We start from the raw sequence: 18,305 nt of genomic DNA on the forward strand, positions 1-18,305 counted from the left end.
TTATTAAATTTATCCTTTGACGCATATGTTTGTGATGAATCTATAACTACGGAAAGTGATGCCGGGATTGCTACGCCTTCTGTTCTCTCTTCTTATTTCTCCTGAGATCCGAAAAAAGGTAAAGTAGGAAACTTAAAGGCCCGATTAATCGGGCCTTGGGGTGACTTCCTTCAGCTGCGGGCCGTCATTCTTTTGTTTATCAAATCGCACAGCTTTTCAAACCGATCCAGTTCTTCTGCGGACAGCAGTTGACTATCTCCATCTTTCAGACTGGTCATGAATGCGCGGGCGGGTTTGGCTTTCACAAAATGTTTTTTGTTTGTCGAGAAGGCATTTTCAATCTGTTTGACAATTCGCGGGATCTTCTCATTCAGCTTAAGAGTGCCAGGCTTCAAATCATAACTTTCATCAACCAGCTTGAGGAAAGTATCACGATTAAAGAGATCTTCAATATCGCACTCGTCACGCTTTGACTCCAGAGCATCAGACACAAATACCACGTTCTTTCTGTTAAGCATGCCCTGCTGCTGAAGCTCAACTGAAGTCTCCCGGCTTTGCTTCTCATCATCCAGAAGTACAACAACATTGAGATTCTGAGAGGACAGTAGAGAAACCATGTAGGATACGCGCTGTGCCCCGCCGGCAGGGGTTATGGTGATTTTACTGTTCAGGCCTTTTCTACCGACAGACGTCAGTACATCTGAAATTGTGCTGAGGTACCAGAAATCAGTTACACCTTCGACAATCAGATTATGAGATCCAATGAATAAAGACTGCGCAATGTCATAACCCAGCGCGGCCTGCAATGGAAATAAAGTTGTTGAATCGCCGCTTGGATCATTGGTAACAGTCGTTCCTTTATCTTCAGCAATCGAGACAGTTTTTACATCGGAAATGTTTTTAATTGGTACCAGGAACGGAGAATGAGTGGTATAGATAATCTGGTTTTCAAAATCATTGGTCAGATGATTGAGAAGATCAGCCTGAGATTTAGCATGTAAATAAAGTCCGGGCTCATCCAGCAAAATAATAGCATTTTCTGCTGAACCGCCCTTGGTATCTGCAAAAAATGTTATATAGAAAGAAAAGAACCATTTAAAACCTCGGCTTCTCTCATCCAGGTTCACCTCAACATCGTAGGAATTATTTGAATCAGAAACATATGTATCGAAATAATCACTATCCACATTGAAACGAATTTTAAGAGGTTTGTCCTGCCATAGCCTTCTGATTTCTGTCGTGACGACTGCTCCGGCTCTGTTTACAAGCTGATTTCTAACTTCTGAATTATTTCTGTTAGCCGTCAGTTCGGCTGGGTCAATCCCAGCCACCTTACACAGTTTTTCAAAATTAATATCTGCATTCGTTAGTTTAGACTGTTGTTTACGCTGAGTATATTCGGCCATGTGATGGTGGCCGTTCAGTTCAGGGTATTCATCAACCATCACAAAGACAGGTAGTTTTTTCATGACCCATTTTCGTGCCTCTGCTTGTCTGGTGTCATCACTGCTGATTTCGTCGAGCGTGTCCTCCAATTCATCAAGGGCATCCTCGGAGTCGGGTTTTAGCTCAATGTCATACTTAGTAAGAAATTTTCTTAGTTCCTGAGGTTTGCCTTTAGCCTGTTCTGACCAGCCACGTGGTCGTGCCGGAATAGGCAGCAAGGCATTACATATATCCTTAATTGCTTGTTGTTCAGGTTGACTTTGTTCGGTGTTGTTTTCCGGGTTTTCAAAAAAAAGCTCTATTTGGGCAGCAATTTTCCGGACATCTTTTTTGATTTTAGTTACGTCATATGTGAATCCATCAAGGCCGTTAAAATCTAAATATCTTTTCTCTCCGTTGTATCTTCTGCAGATAGTGACAGATGTAATATTCTTTGCGCGTGGATAAATTGCACTGAGTTCAGCCAGTTCGTGTTCTGTTAATGTCCAGGTGGTATCTACTACTGGTGTATCAGGCGTACACTCACTTAATTTTCTGTTCCTTGGAAAATCTTTTATATCATTGAGTTTGCCGAAACCCTCTGCCGGATTAAGGCTTTTAAGAGCAAGTAACAAATTTGTTTTCCCGCTTTCATTCCTTCCCAGAATTGCTGTCAGTTTCTCAGTGGTTATCACCCCACTGTCAAACACAGAGCGGAAGTTTCGAACACGAAAAGATTCCAGTTTCATTCATATTCTCCTATTTCAGGAATGCTGTAACAATCGCAGTGGCGGAAGAAAGAAAGGCCAGCCCCAGAGCAGACCATATTTTAAGATTATTGGTTTTAATTTCGAAGCTGAGCCTTTTGTTCTGTTCTTCCACGGCAATCATCTTCGTCACGAGATCCAGCATGATACCCATCTCTGCCGCACTGACAGGAGGAGATTCACGGGCGTCAGTTTCATTATTCTTTCTTCTTCTGGCATAGCGGAGATGGATCATATAAAGGGGCTCGCCCTGAGAACTGAGGTTAGAAGAGCATCTGAAAAATGCCGGGTAAGAAGCAAGCACCCGTTCTACCTCCTGCATATCCATGCCCAGACTATCAGCAATATTCCTGGGGGTTCTGCTGTTCCAGCGTTCATGCGCGCCCAGATGCTGTATCAGAGCTGTCAGGTAGTGGAAATCTTTGACAAAAGAGGGCTCATTATGAGCAGTTTCATTTGATTGCCGTGCAAATATCATATTTATCCTTAAAAGATACGAACACTATTTACGGAAGAGTATCGGGAAGACCCAGTCCTTCTACAATATGTGAGTCTGTATTTTAAACTGATTTTTAAATAACATCATTGTGGTTTTCATATCATTCTTGCTTATCGAAAAAGATTCATCATTACTAACATATATGTATTAAATGGTGTGTTTTTTAGCCTAAAAAGCAATAGTCTCCATCCAGCAATAATCCGTCCTCTTTCTTGACTGTGCTGCAATAATTCATCTCTTCTTATGCCGGGATCCGAAAACCCCGGTATCCGGAGACTGAAAAAGCCGCATCTGCGGCTTTTTCTCCATGCTCAATGAACATAGTGGCATCAGGTTTTGCTGAGCCATGAGCCGTAAACCTCCCTGCGCCGCTCAAAGGCTTCCCGCCCTCCCTCCATCACTGAAATGATGTGCTGTTGTACAGAGGAGGCATCCACGCCCCCACCGGCAGCCTGGATCTTTCCGTCTGAATATTCACAGGCACAGACATTTTCTGCATCTCCCAGCACCGGAATGTTGGCATTGTGAGTGGCAAAGATAAATTGCGTGCGGGGTTTCATTGCCCGGATGATTTTAATCACGTCGTCATAAATCGTCTGATTGTCCAGGTCGTCTTCGGGCTGATCGATGATCACCACATCATTATCCTGCTGATTCAGAACAAACAGCATTAATGCGGAGGCGCGCTGACCCAGCGAATGCTGTTCCAGGGGTTTACCCCGGAATTCAATGGAGTAGGTATTGGGTATTTGCCAGGCAATCAGCGATTCTACCTGCTGTTCCAGATACTCGCTGAACGTCTCTGCAGAACCGCTGATAATCCCCGGGATTTTGTCCCTGTTCAGCCAGAGTTCCCCAAAGTCTCTGAAGGCGTCAGCCACGGTCTGATAGGTACTTTCCCGCAGCCGGCTGCCGGTAAAGGCCTCTTTCAGAATGGCCTGCATGGCTTTTTTGTCGTTTGCGAAGGACGGCACGATCTTCAGGGGTGAGCCGGCCTGGCTGATGCCGGCCAGCACGGCTTCAATTTCCTGATATTCTTCCACCCACAGTTCGTACAATCGGCTCAGCGCCTCTGTCAGACTTTTCTCCAGAAACGCCTGACTGCTTTCAGCTCGGGTCAGTTCGGCAATTTTCTGTTCCGCACGTTCCAGCCCGGCCTTCAGCTTCAGAAAGTCAGCCGGATCGGCGTTTTCCACGCCTGCCAGCCGCAGTTCTTCAGCCAGGCCACGCTCTATTTCGGCAAATTCCTCCGTCAGCGCCAGCTTTTTCGCCAGGAAGGCCTGCTGCTTCGTATCGAGTTCTGTGAGGAGCCGGCGGGCGCCGTCCACGATGGTGTTCAGGGAGTCGAGATGGGCCGTGAAGCGATCATATCCCGCACTGTAATCATCAATGTCTGCCTGGTTATGCGCTGACTCATGTTTCTGCTCCTGCTTCAGCTCATCGAGTGTTTCTCTGATCCCGTCCTGCAGACTGTCCAGCGCCAGGGTTGCCCGTGCAGTGGTACTGCTGAGGTAGCGCTCATCCCGTCCGAAGGTGGTCTGATGCGCCAGTTTTTCTTCCATACCATGCTGGGCATAAAAGCGCAGGCGGAACTGCGCATCCCTTTCTTTCGCCTGCCATTCGGAGAGTGTTTCTCCTGTTGTTTTCAGACGACGATACTCGCGTAACCTGTCGAGGACGACTTCATTCTGCTGCCGGATTTTGGTCCGCACGGCGGCCAGGCGCTCCCCGACCAGTTTTTCAATCAGGTCGTGTTCAAATCCCGCGCCGGTATTGGACAGATCTTTCTGGCCAAAATACACCGGCTTGTGCAGAACCGTTTCCCGGAGCGCCACCCCGTCCCGGGCCTGACCGTCAAAAATAACCTGCGGCTCCTGACCGAAGATGCGGGTTATCTGATAGGCCCGTCCGTGACGGCACACGGCGTCAACGGTAATCTTCCCCCCGCTTTTGAGTAGATTACTGACCAGATTTTCTTTGTAGTCGCGGTCAGAGGCCTTCTCGCCAAACGGAATGTCCAGGGCATACCGGATCCCTTCAAGAATGGAGGATTTGCCGCTGCCGCGGATCCCAATCAGGGTGTTAAGCTCCGGAGATAATTTGACCACGGTTCCGCCGAGCGAACCGGCTCCCTCGAAGGCTATCTGGCGGATATGGCTGTGGATCAGGGCCGGTTTCTCCGGGCCGACGCGATGCGGGAAATCCTGCAGCGCAAAGCGGACAGCGTCAAAACTGTAATCACCCAGTTTCAGGTAACTTGCGACTTTTCTGGCACCGATATGATCCAGCGTTTTGGCATCGCATCCCTGGACTTCGGCAGGATAGCGCGCACCGAGCACGCCCTGAATTTTGACCCGCAGGTCATGGGTCATTACTTTCTGAAATCCCGTCACGCGCCGGCGGACAAGGTCATTATCAAAAAGCTCCCCGATCCGGCCAGGGCTCAGCCCTCCCCATAACCCGTTATCCGCCTCAACGTGGGCAAACACGATAAAGTAATCCCGTTCGTACCGGTCAAGGCGCTGGATGGTCTGTGTGATATTTTCTGTTGAACGGGCATTTTCGTTCTCAAAATTATCAACGCCCGCAAACGTGGCCGTCAGGAAACTTTCAATATGGTTCGTCTGCTGCGGATTGATAAACCAGTCATCGGCAAACACCACGAGCGTGTGCACGCCAGCCTGACCATCATTAACGGACAACTCAACGCCGGGAAGCAGCCCTATGCCTTCACGGCGCGCGGCTCTGCGCAATGCCTTAAACTCGCCGGGATCGAATTTATTGTGGTTGGTGATCACGCCCATTCCCACATCAGCCGCTTTCAGGGCACTGACGTAGTCGCGAATATATTCGTCGGGTTCTCCGGCATAGCGAAATTCTTTATCTGCACGGGTATGCAGGTGAAAATCAACCTTGACCCAGCAGGATCCATTCTCAAATACGGGATACATTCCTTGATACCTTTATTCAGTCGCTGATGAATGCCCAGAGGCGCCGTATAATTTCATTCATATTAGGGTGATCCCGTTCCGGCTTCATTTTATTTCCATCACCGGTTAATCATTCTTTGATCTGCATCTGAAATATATTTAACAGTTTACGAATGAGAGCGAGCGGTCAGCAGCTTGAGATTTGACTCTTCAGATAACAGAGTCTGATAATTATTGCATATATGACAATAGTGCCTGTTTGGGAAAAATAACAAACGATTATTGCTATTCTGGCATCAGTTCCTTTCTCTGCACTCCAGGATCCGATTTCTGGTGGTTCCGGATCTTCAGATATGCCCCCCGAAAATTTCCGTGAAACGAAACGGTTTTATGACCTATATTGAGGAATGACGGGGACTTAACGGCAGTCTTCCACTGGGTATCCGGCCAGGTCCACCCCGGGGTTACTACCGCCGCGCTTATTTCTCCACCGTGGTACACTTCCGGAAATCCGTTAATATGCAGAAAGTCGGATCTCAGCGATACGGTCGTCCGGTAATTTAACTGAGTTTCTATATGCCTGATTATTATCATCATGATAAAAGTTACGGCATAGGAAAATCATACAAGTGACAGACGTGGGGTAGTACACAGCTGACTATGCCGCGCGTCATAATTACCCTAGGTTACTATTACAAAGGAAGATAAATTGCATAAATCATTAGAAGATGTATGGGATTACTTGACTAACCAGCATGGGCATCAGGATTTATGGTTAAGAGAAGATCCGATTCCTCCCAGACACAAAATTTCAGCTGTGTTAATCCGCTATAGCCATATGCCAGTCATTGTCACGGGCACTAAAAGGATGCTCGCGTATAAAGATCTAACTGCAGGTGTCTGGGTATACATTGGTAATCCTCTTTCCCCGCTCGACCAAGAGATTAACTGGCAAACAGAGCCCACAAAAATACCACTAAGTAAGGAGGCCGCCTGGCAGTATTCCCTAACGGGATATTGAGTAAGGTGGGCGGGATTTCTCAGCTACCCTGGTGCAGTCCGGTACAAAGGGTTTAAGGAATTGAGAATGGTACGAATAATGAAAAAGCTTTCCGAAAAAGGGGTCACCCTGGTATTACTAGGCTGTACTTCCTGTGTCGCTGACGCGGCTACGCATGAAGGAATGCAGGGACTTGAGCCAGCAACAACAATGATCAAGAGTACCCAGCCAGTAGCTGATAATCTGCAAATCTGGGTGCCAGTGTTTTCCGCCTTCATTGGTGGTTTGATGGCAATCGCCGGCGGTATCGTAACCCAGTGGTTTATCGCCCGGAAGGAAAAAAATGAAAAGGTACAAAAACTTGCTTCCGACAGAGCATTCATCGGTGCCGGCCTTATCCTCTATCTGAAAGAGTGCCGCTATCAATTTAATCTTGTGGCTTCGGACTCCGGTGAATACAGAAACCAGGCGAATGAAGAAATGGTCCGCATTCCTACACGCCATGCTCAACTCCCTGATATAAGCGATATTGAGGGAGACTGGGCTGTGCTCCCGGGAGAATTGCTTCTCCGCATCCGACAGCTTTCTCTGCGACAACAGTCGACTGAACGCTATCTGGAAGTTGAACGTGATGTCCACGATGACTATCCGGAGAATGCCTCCTACTTCCGTGAAAGGCGTGCAAGGTACAGGCATCTTTCTGAGGAATGTGCTGAGCTGGAAAAAGAAATTAGGGCTCTTTGTGATTTACCGGGAAAGAAGAATGAAAGCAGTGAATGACAGTTCTGAAGCAATCGCTATCTCCGATAATATTGTCGAGCTTCTGGAACTGTGCCAGCAGCTGCAGTCAGAAAAGGATGGCCGGGAACGGCCGGCGCCGGGAGCATATTCCCGCGATGAGGATGAATTTGCCGATCGCATCCGTTCCGCATGCGGGCACGCCCTGCAGCTGCGCCGGCTGCTTCCGGTAGCGACGACCCTCAGCGCCATCGGCGCCGAGATGGAACGCCGGGGAGAAATCAGTGTGCTCCCGGGCGAGGATTACGCGCAGAAAGCACTGGCACGACTTACAGAGCAATACCTGTCCGACAGGGACAACAAGCAATGATGCCGGCAATACCAGGCCAGGGCGTTTCCTTTTCGGCCACGCAGCTGCCGGTGGCCATCGACTATCCTGCCGCACTGGCCCTGCGCCAGATGGCGCTCGTTCAGGACGAACTGCCGAAATACCTGCTGGCGCCGGAAGTGAGCGCCCTGCTCCACTACGTGCCCGATCTTCACCGCAAGATGCTGCTGGCCACCCTGTGGAACACCGGCGCCCGTATTAACGAAGCACTGGCCCTGACAAGGGGAGATTTTTCGCTGGCACCGCCCTACCCGTTCGTGCAGCTGGCCACGCTCAAACAGCGCACCGAGAAGGCAGCCAGAACGGCCGGCCGTGCTCCGGCCGGTAGCCAGCCTCATCGTATCGTTCCGCTTTCTGATGCTAACTATGCCGGTCAGCTGGAGATGATGGTGGCCACGCTTAAAATACCCCTTGAACGACGTAACAAGCGAAGCGGAAGAACCGAGAAAGCGCGTATCTGGGAGATCACCGACCGGACGGTCCGCACCTGGATCGGCGAAGCGGTGGAAGCCGCGGCGGCAGACGGGGTGACATTCTCCGTGCCGGTTACACCGCATACATTCCGCCACAGCTATGCCATGCACATGCTGTATGCCGGCATACCGCTGAAGGTGCTCCAGAGTTTAATGGGACATAAGAGCATCAGCTCGACGGAGGTGTATACGAAGGTGTTTGCGCTCGATGTCGCAGCAAGACACAGGGTACAGTTTTCAATGGCAGAGGCTGATGCTGTTGCAATGCTGAAAACCAGATAACTAAATTTGCAAACGTTTACAGACAGTTGTAACGAAACCCACTTATTCGATAATAAATTAATCTTGCGTTACGTGAAAACTGACAGGGTACAAGGCCGGAATTCACGTAGCACACTTTACTTCTTCTTTATTATTTACCTTCTCGTTCCGATCCTGTCCATCCTGGCATTACCCCATTTCACCAGAACGCATTTCACTGTTGCCGATAGCCCATGGGGTCGACTTTCCGACCGCGGTCTCACTCAGAAGGATGGCCATCTTAACCGGCGCTCCCTGGCGTTCCTCCTCGCCTCCGAAGTGAAAGCCCTGCTCATCTATATGCCGGATCTTCGCCATTACATACTGTTCTCCACTTTCTGGAACACCGGTGTGCGGATCGGTGAATCCCGGACGCTGACCCCGAAATCCTTTGATCTTGACGGGTTAAGACCCTTTGTGAAAGTACCGGACTCAGGGCATCCAGCCTAACGCACAATATTGACTGAGTGATGAAGGGACACATATTGCAGTGAAGATGTTCAGTAGACTGCCCGCTATTACACACACCGCAGTCAATATCAATACCCCGGGAGGCGTATCCGCATATTGCAGTTAAGGCAGGCAAAACCTAAACGGGATGATGAATCCGTATAAATTGACTGTGGTATGCAGAGCGCATACCACAGTCAACACATCCTAAAATGGCATACCTCAGTCATTTTCCGATTTCACGCTGCTGAGCGCTTTTGCCAGTTTCTGAGGATCAATACCTGCAGCCTTCAGGGCTTTAATCACTTCGTCATAGTTCTGCTCAGGTACTTCCTCTTCCGGCTCACGGGGAACAACGACCTTGCTACTAATGAGTTTCGGATTACGGTAATGCACGCTGAAGTAGGTGGCCCGGCCGCGTTTGAATTCGGTGTAATCCAGATAGCCGATATCCTTCAACTGCGCCATAGCTTTGCGCACCGTGTGGTTCTGCGTGTAGATGTTAGACGTCAGATTGAGTCTGTCACGCATACGTTTCATGGATATGGGAGCCGGATTCTGTGGCAGGCTTTCGATGTAGGTATAGAGTGCCTGCGCAGACTCCTTGCGCTGCAGGGCATCGATGGCCTTCAGACGCAACAGAACCCGCCTGTCCATCTGATAAAGCTCAAAGAGCTTGGGCTCTGCCCTGATCTCCACGACATCGGCAGTGATGTCATAATAGGCAGACTGAACCAGGTGTGTGGTCCACCCTTTCGTTTCACTCTGAAACTTGAGGGTCACGGACGCAAGCTTGAACAGAGAGTTGCTGATCCTGTCGCGCATTTTTTTGTTAGAGCGTCGGGAGTCAAAACCACACATTTTAACGAACTCAACAAAAGACAGCTTAAGCGTGTCATCCTTGACGCCAAAATCATACATTGAACGGATGATCCCGAGCCAGACTTTGAAGTCAGTATCCATATCAAGGCGCGATCCGGTGATCCTGACATCGGTGTACCCCTCACTACGGGCAATGGACAGCTGTACGAGCTCCTCAGTCGCATCCGTGACGTTTTTGCGGTTAGTCTTACTCCTGGAGGTCGATTTCAGGGTAGGAACGAAAAGACCAAGTCTCATGAGCGCTACAGGCTGAACAGTACTGGCGCTGTTGACATCCAGCTTAACAACTTCGCCCGTTGTCTTGTTGACCTCCTGAAGATTCAGGGGTAACTCATTATTTTCCATAGCCATTCTATTAACCCGCAGTTATCTACAAAGGAAAGTATATATGCATATCACAGTCAACGGAAATACATACCCCAGTTAATACAATCGCATACCGCAATAGGTGATCCCGCACACAACAGTCAACATACCACACACCGCAGTTAATGAAGACAGCATCCAGGCCCAGGCGCAACGGGGCATTGAACGATCCGGGGATCTCTTTTTGATCTCAAGATGATCTCCTTAAGGATCAATTACTGGATCGAAGTATGGAATAACTGTCAGCGTCCTGTACACATGGCGACTGACATTACAAAAAACGAATTCAGGTACAACAATGAGATAATTCAGTAGCCCGAAAGATAATAATATTGACTGCGATATGCAGGAAAATGCATTCCATTGCACTCCCCTTACCCTAATCAGTTACATACCACAGTCAATAATCTGCATACTTTAGTGAAGTATTCATACTTCAGACCACCGGTGACCCTTGTCAGCTGTGGAGCGTCACCAGATCCTTCAAGTGTGCAGTAATTCCGCTTCCTCGACGCATGCGCCTGTGCGCACGCTTTCTGCGGCGAGCGGATGATATTTACTAAGGTGTGAAGGCTGGCATCTCAGGGTCATGTTGAAATGAATATGGTTGTATTCCGATCAGCTTTGCAATTTTTGATGTGGTTTGCAATTTTAATGTTGCTTTGCAACTTTCATCAAGATTTAATAGCTTAATGCAAAGCTGAAGACAAGGAACATATAATGGGACTGATGGACACGCTTGACCAGTGCATAGCGGCCGGTCATGAAATGACGAAAGCTATCGCGATTGCTCAGTTTAATGATGACAGCCCGGAGGCCAGGAAAATCACCCGGCGCTGGCGTGTGGGTGAAGCCGCCGATCTGATTGGCGTTTCTTCTCAGGCGATCCGCGATGCAGAAAAAGCTGGACGCCTTCCCCATCCTGATATGGAAATGCGTGGACGTGTGGAGCAACGGGTGGGCTACACCATTGAGCAAATTAACCACATGCGGGATGTATTTGGCACCCGTCTGCGCCGTCCTGATGACAGCGTTCCGCCCGTTATCGCAGTAGCAGCACATAAAGGAGGGGTCTATAAGACATCCGTATCTGTCCATCTGGCACAGGATCTGGCGCTGAAAGGGCTGCGGGTCCTTCTTGTTGAAGGGAACGATCCTCAGGGCACTGCCTCCATGTACCACGGCTGGGTTCCTGATTTGCATATCCATGCCGAAGATACACTGCTGCCTTTTTATCTGGGTGAGCGCGATGATGCTGCCTATGCCGTCAAGCCCACCTGCTGGCCGGGTCTCGACATCATTCCGTCATGCCTGGCCCTGCACCGCATTGAGACAGAGCTCATGGGAAGGTTTGACGACGGGAAACTGCCGACAGAACCTCACATGATGCTTCGTCTGGCCATCGAAACGGTGGCTCATGATTATGATGTCATTGTTATCGACAGTGCACCAAACCTCGGTATTGGTACCATCAATGTCGTCTGTGCTGCGGATGTGCTCATCGTGCCAACACCCGCAGAGTTATTCGATTACACCTCTGCCCTTCAGTTTTTTGACATGCTGCGCGATCTTTTAAAAAACGTGGACCTGCAGGGTTTTGAACCTGACGTCAGAATTCTTCTGACCAAGTACAGCAATAACAATGGCTCACAGTCACCCTGGATGGAAGAACAGATCCGCGATGCCTGGGGAAGCATGGTACTGAAAAACGTAGTTCGCGAGACCGACGAAGTCGGTAAAGGTCAGATCCGTATGAGAACGGTGTTTGAGCAGGCTATCGATCAGCGCTCATCTACAGGAGCCTGGCGAAATGCGCTGTCTATCTGGGAGCCTGTCTGTAATGAAATTTTTGATCGTCTGATTAAACCTCGCTGGGAGATCAGATAATGAAACGTGCACCGGTTATTCCAAAACATACCGTAAAAGATATCCGCCCCGAAACTGATCCGTCAGCGGCACCCGCTGCACCGATGGTTGATTCATTAATTGCACGGGTGGGAGCCATGGCCCGCGGGAATACCATTCTGCTTCCGGTTTGTGGCCGGGAAGTGAAATTTATTCTCGAAGCCATCCCGGGCGAGAGCGTTGAAACGGCATCAAGGGTCTGGTCAGGTAATGAACGTGACCAGGAGCTACTGACCGAAGACGCGCTTGATGATCTGATCCCCTCTTTCCTCCTGAGTGGTCAGCAGACGCCTGCGTTCGGACGACGGGTAGAAGGAGGTGTCATCGAGATTGCAGATGGCAGTCGTCGTCGGAAAGCAGCCATACTGACATCATCGGATTATCGCGTTCTTGTGGGCGATCTCGATGACGAACAGATGATGTCGTTATCCAGGCTGGGTAATGATTACCGCCCAGTCAGTGCTTATGAACGGGGCAAGCGCTATGCACTACGGCTGGAAAATGAATTTAGCGGCAATGTCTCCGCCCTGGCAGACGCCGAGAATATTTCCCGTAAAATTATCACGCGCTGCATAAACACGGCTCTGTTACCAAAATCCGTGGTTGCCCTCTTTACTCATCCCGGTGAACTTTCTGCCCGTTCCGGTGAGGCTCTGTATAAGGCATTCTCGGGAAAAGAAGCTTTACTATTGCAACAGACACAGCAGCTTCATGAGCAAAAGAAAGCGGGGGTTATATTTGAACCCGAGGAAGTTATCGGTTTACTAACAGATATACTTAAAGAGCCATCCGGTAAAAAAGTTAATCTCAGTACCCGTCACCAGTTTGTACCTGGAGCTACAGCTCTTTACAAAGGCGATAGGGTCATTTTTAATCTCGACAAATCACGCTTGCCTGCCGAGTGTATCGAGAAGATAGAAAGCATACTTCGCGACTTACAAAAAGTTTAGCCTGTTTAATGATACAAGCGAGCGTTATCATTAATTTTCAATATCCTTAATGCGTTACATGCTGCTTCGGAATATATACATCCGGAGCAGCTATTCTCTGCACTCTAGCCCAGTGTTGTTAAAAAGGTCTGTTTTCTTCTCTCAACCTGATTGTTACCATAATCTAAAATCTAGTTCCTGCTACTTTTTCTTAACTAGTTCCACGGTTCCCCCTCAACCTGCATATCAGAACACAGACGGTAGCCCATCCCGGAATACTGATTCCACACACCAGATTAACTGGGACCATGGTCACACCTCCTACTTGCGTTTCAGAACTCATCCGTCAACCCCGCCCGGAATGTTGATTCCACACACCGGATTAAACTGGGACCACGGTCCCACCTCCTACTTGCGTGGCAGAACTCACCCGTCAAACCCCACTGGGAATATCGATTCCACACACCGGATTAAACTGGGACCACGGTCCCACCTCCTACTTGCGTGGCAGAACTCACCCGTCAAACCCCACTGGGAATATCGATTCCACACACCGGATTAAACTGGGACCACGGTCCCACCTCCTACTTGCGTGGCAGAACTCACCCGTCAAACCCCACTGGGAATATCGATTCCACACGCCGGATTTAACTGGGACCATGGTCCCACTCTGTTCAGTTGTTTCTATCACAATACCGATTTTGAGATTGTTACAGTGATTCCTGTTTTCGGTGCGTAAGAAGATTATGTTCGTTTTGTTCCCCTGGTGCTTCCTCGCTCACTCGCGGGCTTCGCCCTGTCGTTCGGCTGCGGCGAGCACTACTGGCTCTCTCTGAAAAGCAGAATTTATCTGATCCTCGCAACGGGAATATCTTTCCAGCGGGTGGTGTACGCAGGGGAGAGCATATCGCGTTTCATTTGCCATGCAGGCGCAATCCCTCGTCCGGCAAACCAGACCTGTCCCAGACCGGAATGATTAATGCCATCGAGAACCTTCATCAGCTCAGCGCTGTGAGGACGTGGCGGACGTTCGTCGAACAGCTGCAGCTGCGAGACGCCGGAGCCGGTGAAGTCATTCAGCATCACACCGGCTTTGGCATACCGGTGCCCGTCCTTCCAGATTCGCCCCAAAGCCGTTGTGGCGGCCGCAATGATGTCCCGGGTGTCCTGAGTGGGGGTAAGCAGTTTCTCCGTGGCCACGTTCCCGTAGTAAGGCTCTTTAACGGCGAACGGAGACGTTTTGATGAATACGGAAATATGCCGGCAGTACTGGCGCTCTTTACGCAGCTTTTCTGAGGCCCACTCTGCGTACTGACAGACCGCCTGGCGGAGCGAATCGTATTCAGTGACCTTCTCACCAAAGCTGCGGCTGCAGACAATCTGCTGCTTTGTTGGCGGTGCTTCCTCAAGCGACATGCAGCTTTCCCCGTTCAGTTCGCGCACTGTTCGCTCGAGAACGACGGAGAAATTTTTGCGGATGAAGGCCGGGTTCGTCAGGGCCAGATCGAGTGCGGTCTTAATGCCCAGTACATTGAGCTTGCGTGCAATACGGTTTCCCACGCCCCAGATCTCTTCCACCGGCTGCAGTGAAAGCAGTTTCCGCGTTCGCTGAGGATTCCCCCGGGTCAGAGCGAGCACGCCACGAAACTGTTTCCACTCCTTTGAGGCCCACTGGGCTGATTTTGCCAGGGTTTTCGTCGGTCCGGCGCCCACGTCAATGGTCAGACGGGTACAGTCATACACGTGCTGTCGCAGCTGCCGGCCGAAGTCCTCCAGGTCAATGCAGTGCTCCACACCGTTCAGATCGAGGAACATCTCGTCAATCGAATACTGTTCCACCCTCGGAGCCAGCTCCTCCAGGCAGCTCATCACGCGCGCCGACATCGAGGCATAAAGTTCATAGTTGCTTGAGAACGCGTATATTTTTTCCGGATACCTTTCGTTTTTCATCTGAAACCACGGCGTGCCCATTCTGATCCAGGGCTTTGCCTCGGCACTTCTTGCGATTACGCAGCCATCGTTGTTACTGAGCACTACTACCGGCTTTCCTTTCAAATCCGGGCGGAAAACACGTTCGCAGCTGGCATAAAAGCTGTTCACATCGGCTAGGGCAAACATCAGTACATCTCCCTCGGGCGGTGGATTATGTGCGTGACGACACCAAAGATATCCAGATCGTCCGGGTCGGGATAAATCGGCGACCAGGCGGCGTTCATGGGCTGCAGGGTCAGTCGTGGCGTCAGCAGCAGCCGTTTGACCGTAAACTCCCCCTGCACGCTGGCCACAACAATATCGCCATGCCGGGGCTTCTCGGCACAGTCCACAACCAGCAGATCGCCATTGTACAGGCTGCCGTCGGCCATGCTGTCTCCGCTGGCGCGAAGGTAGTAAGTCGCGCTCGGATGCCGAATGCAGTAATCATGGAGATCCAGATCGGATTCGACATAGTCAGCTGCAGGGCTGGGAAAACCGCAGCTGGCCAGGTCTGCAAACAACGGATGGACCTGTGGCGGGAGTACTTTCCCGGTGCTGAAAAGCTGCAGTTTCATCTTTCCTCCTGACGTCTAAATATACTGGTTATACATACAGTATATTTAACAGCGTGAGGATAATCCAGATCGCCTGCGCCATGAACAGAGTGAGTAACCTAAGCTACTCAAAATGTTCAATAATATCATTTTGATTATTTTATGTTACTCATAATGAGAAATAAGGCTTTTATTTTTCCATTTTGCTCTTATAATATGTATCAAATTGAGTGTAATTGACGGAGCATAATGGTGAATATTTACTGCGATGATGGTTCAACTAATGTTAAGCTGGCATGGTTTGAAGGAAACGAGCTGCAGACCCGGGTTTCTGCTAACTCCTTCCGGCATGGCTGGAAAGTGGCGGAATTCAGTGCTGCAACGTTCAACTATCAGGTGGGCACGCTGAAATACACCTGGGACAGCGTCAGCCGGGATGCCATCCCGACAACAAACGTGGAATATCAGTACGGTGATCTCAACCTGCTGGCCGTGCATCATGCGCTGCTGAACAGCGGACTTGAGCCGCAGCCGGTGAGCCTGACCGTGACGCTGCCCCTGAGCGAGTATTATGACGGGGACTGCCAGCGGACCGAGGAGAATATCCGACGCAAACGGGAAAACCTGATGCGTGAGCTGGTTCTGAATAAGGGCAGGGCATTTACCGTAACGGACGTGAAGGTGATGCCGGAATCACTGCCGGCGGCGTTCTCCCGTCTCGCGGAGCTGAAGCCCGGACCCGCTGAGACCACCCTGATTATCGATCTCGGCGGAACCACGCTCGATGCCGGCGTGATTGTCGGACAGTTTGATGATATCAGTGCGGTACACGGCAATCCGTCTGTCGGCGTGTCACAGGTCACCCGCGCAGCTGCAGGCGCGCTGCGGGCTGCAGACAGCGAAACCAGCGCGCTTATTGCTGACACGGTCATCCGCAACCGCAATGATCGTCAGTATCTGCAGCGAGTGATCAACGATGCCGGAAAAATTGACGATGTTCTGAACAAAATTACAGAGGCAATCACTTCCCTGGGGGCGCGTGTCACCAGTGAGCTGACGGCCTTCAGAAACGTTAACCGGGTATTCCTGGTCGGGGGAGGGGCATCCCTCATTGAAGAGGCTATCCGTCAGGCCTGGCCTCTGGCTCCTGACCGTATCGAGGTTATCGGCGATCCGCAGCTGGCGCTGGCCAGAGAGATTGCCCTTTACAATAAAGAGGACTAAACGTGCCGGACGGCCAGTATTCTTTCTATCTGCACAGCGACGATCGCACCGACATCGCGGCGATGGCGACCATCAGCACCATCTCACAGCCCCTGCGTGGTGACTTCATCCGGACCGCCGCCACCGCCGGGGCGGTGATGTACCAGACGGATGCACGTTTACCGGCGCTGATCCCGGTGTTCTTTGACGGGCATCTGAGCGCCATCCGGCTTTGTGCCGTGATGGCGCTGGTATCCGGCACCTGGTCTTCACTCTCGGGACTTCCTGATGAGCCTGATGGTGGCGTGGCGGCTCTGGCCATGTCACCGGAGACGGAATACCAGCGCCGGCGTTACACCCTGACGCTTAAGGATGACCGGAGCAGTGAACGGGTTGAGCGTGTGCTGACGGGCGTGTCATCCCGCCTGCGCGGAGAGCTGCTGAGAAACCTGATTATCACCGGTCTGGCCCTGCATACGACCGCACCGGAGCTGCCGCGTCTGCTGGCCAGTATGCCGGTACCGCCCGGCACGGTCAGCGAGCTGCAGGTTCTGGTTCAGCAGATGGCTGGTACGGCTGACGTGAGTATGGCTGCAGTGCCGGAGAAACCAGCAGAGCCTGCCGCACCGGTATCCGCTGAAGCGACCAGGATAAAGAAAAATATGCGCCGGGCATTCGGAGACTAGAACATGTCAGTGATTAAACAAAAAGCAGAGCAGTGCATTCATAACTTTCTGCGCGCCCGGAACGTGCCTGAATCTCAGTGGCCGGAACGGGTAAAAAAGATCGGCAGGGGAATGATACTGGCAGGTGTTGCCGTCGTGGTTCCCGGTGTTCTGGTTGATAATATCTCCCTGCCGGTGACAATTGCGATGCAGGTCTGCTACGCCTCGCTGATCGGCCTCGGTGTTCTCCTGGCGTTTGACGATAAAAAGCCGAAGAACCGATCCTGAGCAGGAACATCATTCAGAATGGTAACCAGACAGCCCGGGAGGGACTGATGCAAAAGGTTAAGAGAACGGGGCTGACGCTGGCGGAGGCCAGCGAGCTGTTGAACTGTCAGGAAATAAAGGAGATGAACAACAATGAGGAGGACAAATGAAGTGTAATACTGCAATTTTGTTTGTGGCGCTCACACTGGCAATACCCGGTGCGGTGAATGCCGCAGCCACAGTGGCGGTTCTTGACCAGATGGCCACGAAAAAGCAAAAGGAACGTGAAGACCAGCTCGAAGCCGTGGAACGTGATGCTTTAGCACAGCCAGATGCATGGAAAGCATATCTACAGGTGTCTGACGCAGTGCCTGCTGATGCCCCCATCATGCTGCAAAACCGCTACCGCAGCCTCGCCATTTCACTGGCACTGAAGGCTGCAATGGCCTGTTCGTCAGACGCTCTCAAGCTTCTCGAGCGTAACGACGTAATTGAGTTTCGCGTACTCCGATCATCGTTAGTCTCAGCCTGCAAAACAGCTAAATAAGTTTCGTGCCAGCTGCCCACTTCCAGATTCCAATGTTCGGCTG

15 protein-coding genes and 1 pseudogene are annotated in these 18,305 nt (G+C 50.7%); 10 read left to right on the forward strand and 6 right to left on the reverse strand.

From position 1 onward, the window contains the following. Window positions 1-170 precede the first annotated feature (170 nt). The 3 genes from L362_RS00110 to L362_RS00100 all read right to left on the reverse strand — a co-directional run bounded on the left by L362_RS00110 (window position 171) and on the right by L362_RS00100 (window position 5,642). Window positions 171-2,174, reverse strand: a complete 2,004-nt coding sequence (locus L362_RS00110; protein ID WP_023345597.1) for an AAA family ATPase — start codon at window positions 2,172-2,174, stop codon at window positions 171-173. 10 nt (window positions 2,175-2,184) lie between these two features. Beyond that, complete coding sequence (locus tag L362_RS00105) at window positions 2,185-2,670, reverse strand: hypothetical protein (RefSeq protein ID WP_023345598.1); 486 nt, start codon at window positions 2,668-2,670, stop codon at window positions 2,185-2,187. 350 nt (window positions 2,671-3,020) lie between these two features. Next, a complete protein-coding gene (locus L362_RS00100) occupies window positions 3,021-5,642 on the reverse strand; it encodes a TrlF family AAA-like ATPase (RefSeq protein ID WP_023345599.1) in 2,622 nt (873 codons plus the stop codon). 1,078 nt (window positions 5,643-6,720) lie between these two features. Between L362_RS00100 and L362_RS00095 the strand changes: the two genes are divergently transcribed. From L362_RS00095 to L362_RS24345, 4 genes and pseudogenes are all read left to right on the forward strand, one after another. Continuing rightward, window positions 6,721-7,401 carry a hypothetical protein gene (locus L362_RS00095; protein WP_155249619.1) on the forward strand — a complete coding sequence of 227 codons (681 nt, stop codon included), beginning with the start codon at window positions 6,721-6,723 and terminating at the stop codon, window positions 7,399-7,401. Then, entirely contained in the window at window positions 7,385-7,729 is a 345-nt protein-coding gene (locus L362_RS00090; protein ID WP_023345601.1) for a hypothetical protein, read from the forward strand. Before L362_RS00095 ends, L362_RS00090 begins: the two co-directional genes overlap by 17 nt. Continuing rightward, window positions 7,726-8,502, forward strand: coding sequence for a site-specific integrase (locus L362_RS00085; protein ID WP_023345602.1), 777 nt, complete (start codon window positions 7,726-7,728; stop codon window positions 8,500-8,502). Before L362_RS00090 ends, L362_RS00085 begins: the two co-directional genes overlap by 4 nt. Before the next feature lie 175 nt (window positions 8,503-8,677). Then, window positions 8,678-8,946: pseudogene (locus tag L362_RS24345) on the forward strand (site-specific integrase); the annotation flags it as partial. 246 nt (window positions 8,947-9,192) lie between these two features. Here L362_RS24345 and L362_RS00080 read toward each other — a convergent pair. Next, entirely contained in the window at window positions 9,193-10,203 is a 1,011-nt protein-coding gene (locus L362_RS00080; protein WP_023345604.1) for a RepB family plasmid replication initiator protein, read from the reverse strand. A gap of 735 nt (window positions 10,204-10,938) precedes the next feature. Here L362_RS00080 and sopA point away from each other — a divergent pair. Together sopA and L362_RS00070 are read left to right on the forward strand one after the other, a co-directional pair. Then, window positions 10,939-12,105, forward strand: coding sequence for a plasmid-partitioning protein SopA (gene sopA / locus L362_RS00075; protein ID WP_023345605.1), 1,167 nt, complete (start codon window positions 10,939-10,941; stop codon window positions 12,103-12,105). Further along, a complete protein-coding gene (locus L362_RS00070; RefSeq protein WP_023345606.1) occupies window positions 12,105-13,073 on the forward strand; it encodes a ParB/RepB/Spo0J family plasmid partition protein in 969 nt (322 codons plus the stop codon). Before sopA ends, L362_RS00070 begins: the two co-directional genes overlap by 1 nt. Window positions 13,074-13,898: 825 nt before the next feature. Here the strand turns inward: L362_RS00070 and L362_RS00065 are convergent. Both L362_RS00065 and umuD read right to left on the reverse strand, forming a co-directional pair. Then, entirely contained in the window at window positions 13,899-15,170 is a 1,272-nt protein-coding gene (locus tag L362_RS00065; RefSeq protein WP_023345608.1) for a Y-family DNA polymerase, read from the reverse strand. Beyond that, window positions 15,170-15,601, reverse strand: coding sequence for a translesion error-prone DNA polymerase V autoproteolytic subunit (gene umuD / locus L362_RS00060; protein WP_023345609.1), 432 nt, complete (start codon window positions 15,599-15,601; stop codon window positions 15,170-15,172). Before umuD ends, L362_RS00065 begins: the two co-directional genes overlap by 1 nt. Window positions 15,602-15,832: 231 nt before the next feature. Here umuD and parM point away from each other — a divergent pair, with 231 nt between their 5' ends. From parM to L362_RS00040, 4 genes are all read left to right on the forward strand, one after another. Continuing rightward, window positions 15,833-16,804, forward strand: coding sequence for a plasmid segregation protein ParM domain-containing protein (parM, locus tag L362_RS00055; RefSeq protein WP_196231170.1), 972 nt, complete (start codon window positions 15,833-15,835; stop codon window positions 16,802-16,804). Window positions 16,805-16,806: 2 nt separating this feature from the next. Then, window positions 16,807-17,469, forward strand: coding sequence for a plasmid partitioning/stability family protein (locus tag L362_RS00050; RefSeq protein WP_023345611.1), 663 nt, complete (start codon window positions 16,807-16,809; stop codon window positions 17,467-17,469). A gap of 3 nt (window positions 17,470-17,472) precedes the next feature. Next, a complete protein-coding gene (locus tag L362_RS00045; protein WP_023345612.1) occupies window positions 17,473-17,736 on the forward strand; it encodes a hypothetical protein in 264 nt (87 codons plus the stop codon). A gap of 145 nt (window positions 17,737-17,881) precedes the next feature. After that, a complete protein-coding gene (locus L362_RS00040; protein WP_023345614.1) occupies window positions 17,882-18,262 on the forward strand; it encodes a hypothetical protein in 381 nt (126 codons plus the stop codon). Window positions 18,263-18,305 lie beyond the last annotated feature (43 nt).

The organism is Enterobacter sp. MGH 16, from assembly GCF_000493175.1.
GTDB classification, from domain to species: domain Bacteria; phylum Pseudomonadota; class Gammaproteobacteria; order Enterobacterales; family Enterobacteriaceae; genus Enterobacter; species Enterobacter roggenkampii.